Origin of the sequence: Acinetobacter higginsii, assembly GCF_000369845.1 — a bacterium.
Classification (GTDB): domain Bacteria; phylum Pseudomonadota; class Gammaproteobacteria; order Pseudomonadales; family Moraxellaceae; genus Acinetobacter; species Acinetobacter higginsii.
This window is the reverse complement of record NZ_KB850218.1, coordinates 1-4,335: the sequence shown is the minus strand read 5'-3', so window position 1 is coordinate 4,335 and position 4,335 is coordinate 1. Positions and strand designations below refer to the sequence as shown.

Below are 4,335 nucleotides of genomic sequence, written 5' to 3'. Positions count from 1 at the left end.
ATATATATACGTTTACCGACCCATATATATACGTTTACCGACCCATATATATACGTTTACCGACCATATATATACAAATAAATTAATGTTATATATTTACATAAATTTATTTGTATGCCTATATAACATACAAGGCAAGTATATGTCTCTTGGAGTACCAACAAAATGACCTCAATCCAGAAAGCAAATGCACCACCACGAGGAACAGCCGATATGTTGGTAGTCAAAGATAATGCGTTAATTAACGCCAGTTATAATTTAGAGTTAGTCGAACAAAGATTGATTTTATTAGCAATTATTGAAGCAAGAGAAACAGGAAAGGGAATTAATGCCAATGATGCCTTAACCATCCATGCCTCAAGTTATATTCAAAATTTTAATGTTCAAAAGCATACAGCCTATGGTGCGTTGAAAGATGCTTGCCGAGACCTATTTTCAAGGCAATTTAGTTATCAAGAGTTATCACCGAAAGGTAATGTTATAAATCAGACATCAAGGTGGGTGAGCCAAATTGGTTATATTCAGGAGGAAGGTAGTGTACAACTAATCTTCGCTCCTGCCGTTGTTCCACTTATTACACAGTTAGAACAGCAGTTTACCAGTTACGACCTAGAGCAAGTCTCAACTCTTAAAAGCAAGTATGCAACTCGCTTGTATGAAATACTTATTTCATGGCGTAGCGTAGGCAAAACACCAATGATAGGGCTAGAGGAACTGAGAGGAAAACTAGGACTAGGTGTTAATGACTATAAGCTTTTAGCAAACTTTAAATTACGGGTATTAGAGCTTGCACTTGAACAGATTAATGAACATACAGACATTTTTGTAAAATACGAGCAGCATAAAAAAGGACGTAGCATTATTGGCTTTTCATTCAAGTTTAAACAAAAACAACAGTCAAAAATTGAAAAACCGATTGATCAGAAGCGAGATCCAAAGACCGTTGATATGTTCACAGGTAAAACTGATGCTGAGACAAAAAACATAGCTAGAGCAGTTGTTAAAGACACCTCACCGCCTGCGAATCCCTTGTTGCATAGGGCAAGTCGTATCACAACGTCAATTATCACCCATAAACTGCACGAACGTTTCAAACATGGCGATGAGGGTTTATCTAGTACATTGAAGCGTATTCAAGGCGAAATTATGGAGGGAGGGGAGGAAACGGCAGACTACTGGCAATCGAAACTTGAGGATTTTGGGATAAATTTTGATTAAAAAATACCCATGATTTTTGTACCGTAAAGCAGTAAACTTGAGCGAATAATTGGAGTACCAACTATGAATACAAGGTTTGATCCTATCGTGTCAGAGTTTGAAAGTTCTGATCATGAAGCAGAATACAATGCGTGGTTTATTGCAAAAGTTGAGAAATCACTAGCCGATTCACGCCCCACCATTCCCCATGACCAAGTAGTGGCACGTATGAAAAAACGTCGTGAGGAAAGAGAAGCCAGTGCTAATCGTTAAGTGGCAACCAACCGCAGTAGAAGATTTGGAAGCAATAATTGACTATATCGCCAACCATAATACTGTTGCCGCATATGACCTAGAAGACCATATTCTACAATCTGCTGAAGATTTGGCAGAACACCCATACAAAGGGCGTAATGGTCGAAGAGCAGGAACAAGAGAGTTACTTGTCCATCCAAATTATTGGTTAGTCTATGAGGTTTCAGACCTGATTCGCATTACCAATGTAATACATACGAGTAGACTCTATCCCTGATCAAGAGGGGATAGTCCAAACAGTTTTCTATCTCGTTCGGCTGTCAGATAGTTTTCCAGTTCATCTAAAATTTGAGAATTGAAATCTGGGTTACTATCCATTTTTTTCTTCAGATAAGAACCGAGTAAAATTTTTATACGTGTGTCGTCTTTTCTATCCTGCTCTTTTTTACGTGCCTTTTCTCTTGCTTCAGCAGCTTGTTTTTGTGCCTTTAGCTGCTTTAGTTTTTGCTCTTGCTGTTCAATTTTCTGTTCTAAAGTTAGCTTTGGCTTTGGCTCTTTTTCGTCTGTCATGCTCTTTTCCAATATCAAGTATTCTTCTCGATCATATAACGTCTTGAACTGGCGTTCAAGACGTTATATGATACTCAAAGAATCCCCGAAGGGCGCACTTAGCCATTAATCCATATACTTCGTATGGATTAATGGTGCGAAAGGGGAACCCCCCCTTTACCCCCTGACAAATTTCGTTCCTCAATTTGTATTTCGCTAAAGCGAAATAAGAGCAAAAGCAAATATGGCAATTTATCATTTTTCAGTGAAAGCGATTAGCAGAGGTGCAGGACGTAGTGCCGTTGCTTGTGCTGCCTATCGTTCAGGTGAAAAATTGGTATGTGACTATTATGGGATAGAGCAGGATTACACAAAAAAATCAGGTGTTGAATTTACAAATATTTATGCACCTGAAAACACAAAAAAAGAATTATTAGACCGCCAAAAATTGTGGAATGCCGTAGAAAAATCTGAGCGCAGAAAAGATGCTTTACTGGCAAGAGAGTTTGAAATTGCTTTTCCCAAAGAGTTGAGCCAGGAACAACGGCAAGCCCTACTCGATGAGTTATGCCAGGGCATTGTAAAAAAACATGGTGTCGTTGTAGACGCAGCAATACACGTCCCCCACGTTGGTGGTGGATCTGACGAACGTAACTATCACGCCCATGTCATGTTTACGACCAGAGCTATTGATAAAAATGGGACGTTTGAAGCCAAGAAGTACCGTGATTTCAGCAGGGATCATGGGACAAAAACCGTTACCGAATGGCGTGCAGCATTTGCCGACCTAGTAAACGCAAAACTGGAGCAAATCGGCTCTAAAGAGCGTGTAACCCATCTGAGTTATGCTGACCTTGGAAATGGGCTAGAAGCCACGCAGCACGAGGGCTACGAGGTTACACAGCAAAGAAGAAGATACGAAGCAGAACAACAAAAAAATGAAGAAGATCGTGACCTTGCCATCATTATGCCCGATGTTGCAATGTCAAACGATGCGATCAAACAGCGCAACGCTGATAGATACCGCGATGATCAGGAGATTAAGGGGCTAGATCAGGAGATTATAGTCTCAAAAGCGATTGTAAGCGATTTACAGCAATCTAAAGCCAAAAGTGATGCAGAACATGCTCAACAGCAACAAATCGCTTTAGAACGCAAAAGAGAGCGTTTAGAGGCACAATCTCTAGCTGATGCACACAAGCGAGCTACAGATTTTCATACAGCGTTCGACCCCAATCACCCTGACAAGTCTTTAGTAACCCAGTACATCACTGATTACGCCTTGCTTGCCCGACATGGCAAGCAACCGCAACCCCCCGCCCCAGTAGAACAACCGCAGCCGACATGGTGGCAACGGATGACGGGGCAACAGCCACAACAAATTGAACCACCGCCATTTTTTGAAATTGATGCGATCAAAGCTATAGTCCAGTCCATTGTTGAGCATGAGCAAAAACAGGCTCAACAGCAGAAATGGCAACGGTTACAAGAGTTTTTACAACACTCCCCTCGCACCGTAGACCGACTTGAGCGAGATGCTATCAGCAGATCGTTTGATAAGGGACAACAGGCAGGCGATGAAGAACTTGCCGAGTTCATCAAATACCATCGTCAGCACTGGCAGGAAAAAGAGCAGGCAGCTAAAGACTGGCAAGCCGAGCATGACCGCTTTATGCGTGAGGAAGCAGCTAAAGCAAGGGAAGAAGCTGCACTCACACTACAAAGAGAGCGTGAGTCAGAAGCCAAACTTGAAGCGTACAGAGAGCGCAAAGCATTGCTTGACAAGGAAATAGCTGAAATGCAGCAAAAGCCTGTTAATAGGGATGAGATACAACAACAGCCACGCCCTAAAAATGACTTTGAGCCATAGATTATTTATTTTTTCTAAATAATAAGAACAGTTTACAGAGCGAGTGTCTACGAGCGAATAACCAAAATTTCGCCCCTTACCCCTCTGAAAAACCGCTTTTTACGGTTTTCGCCCCTAGAAAGTAACTATTTTGTGTGCTGATTTTGGCGTATCTCATCTTATTAACAGCCCAGAACCCTCGATTTTATTGGATTTCGTGCGCTTTTGCTTTTCCCAACGCCCTAGATGGTATTTGCTAAAAACTGCCCCTCAGACCGAGTGAAGCGAGGTCAAAATGCCACGAGCGAAGCGAGTGTCATAGGGCAGTTTTTGTAGTGCTTTTGGGCTTTTAATGCTTTTAATGCTTTTAAAAGCTTTTAGACGAGCTGAAAGCCTTATCTAGTAATGATTTCAGAGATTATATATATACGTTTACCGACCCATATATATACGTTTACCGACCCATATATATACGTTTACCGACC

The 4,335-nt window shown here is 41.3% G+C and carries 5 protein-coding genes; 4 read left to right on the top strand and 1 reads right to left on the bottom strand.

Going from position 1 to position 4,335, the window contains the following annotated elements; genetic code table 11:
* The first annotated feature begins 213 nt into the window (after positions 1 to 213).
* From repM to F885_RS05425, 3 genes are all read left to right on the top strand, one after another.
* The gene (gene repM, locus F885_RS05415; RefSeq protein WP_032859646.1) at positions 214 to 1,218 is read left to right on the top strand and encodes a replication initiation protein RepM; all 1,005 of its coding nucleotides are present in this window, start codon (positions 214 to 216) and stop codon (positions 1,216 to 1,218) included.
* A 63-nt stretch (positions 1,219 to 1,281) separates the two neighbouring features.
* Positions 1,282 to 1,470, top strand: coding sequence for a type II toxin-antitoxin system RelB family antitoxin (relB, locus tag F885_RS05420; protein WP_004676352.1), 189 nt, complete (start codon positions 1,282 to 1,284; stop codon positions 1,468 to 1,470).
* Positions 1,439 to 1,729, top strand: a complete 291-nt coding sequence (locus F885_RS05425) for a type II toxin-antitoxin system RelE/ParE family toxin (RefSeq protein WP_308444302.1) — start codon at positions 1,439 to 1,441, stop codon at positions 1,727 to 1,729. Before relB ends, F885_RS05425 begins: the two co-directional genes overlap by 32 nt.
* Here the strand turns inward: F885_RS05425 and F885_RS05430 are convergent.
* Positions 1,720 to 2,022, bottom strand: coding sequence for a hypothetical protein (locus F885_RS05430; RefSeq protein WP_005320422.1), 303 nt, complete (start codon positions 2,020 to 2,022; stop codon positions 1,720 to 1,722). The genes F885_RS05425 and F885_RS05430 overlap by 10 nt on opposite strands.
* Positions 2,023 to 2,245: 223 nt before the next feature.
* Between F885_RS05430 and mobQ the strand changes: the two genes are divergently transcribed.
* A complete protein-coding gene (gene mobQ / locus F885_RS05435) occupies positions 2,246 to 3,871 on the top strand; it encodes a MobQ family relaxase (protein ID WP_005320421.1) in 1,626 nt (541 codons plus the stop codon).
* The last annotated feature ends 464 nt before the right edge of the window (positions 3,872 to 4,335 follow it).

What these genes read in the sequence shown, in the direction of transcription:
- repM (WP_032859646.1), top strand. Translation starts at nt 214, where the DNA reads ATGTTGGTAGTCAAAGATAATGCGTTAATTAACGCCAGTTATAATTTA.
- relB (WP_004676352.1), top strand. Translation starts at nt 1,282, where the DNA reads ATGAATACAAGGTTTGATCCTATCGTGTCAGAGTTTGAAAGTTCTGAT.
- F885_RS05430 (WP_005320422.1), bottom strand. Translation starts at nt 2,022, where the DNA reads ATGACAGACGAAAAAGAGCCAAAGCCAAAGCTAACTTTAGAACAGAAA.
- mobQ (WP_005320421.1), top strand. Translation starts at nt 2,246, where the DNA reads ATGGCAATTTATCATTTTTCAGTGAAAGCGATTAGCAGAGGTGCAGGA.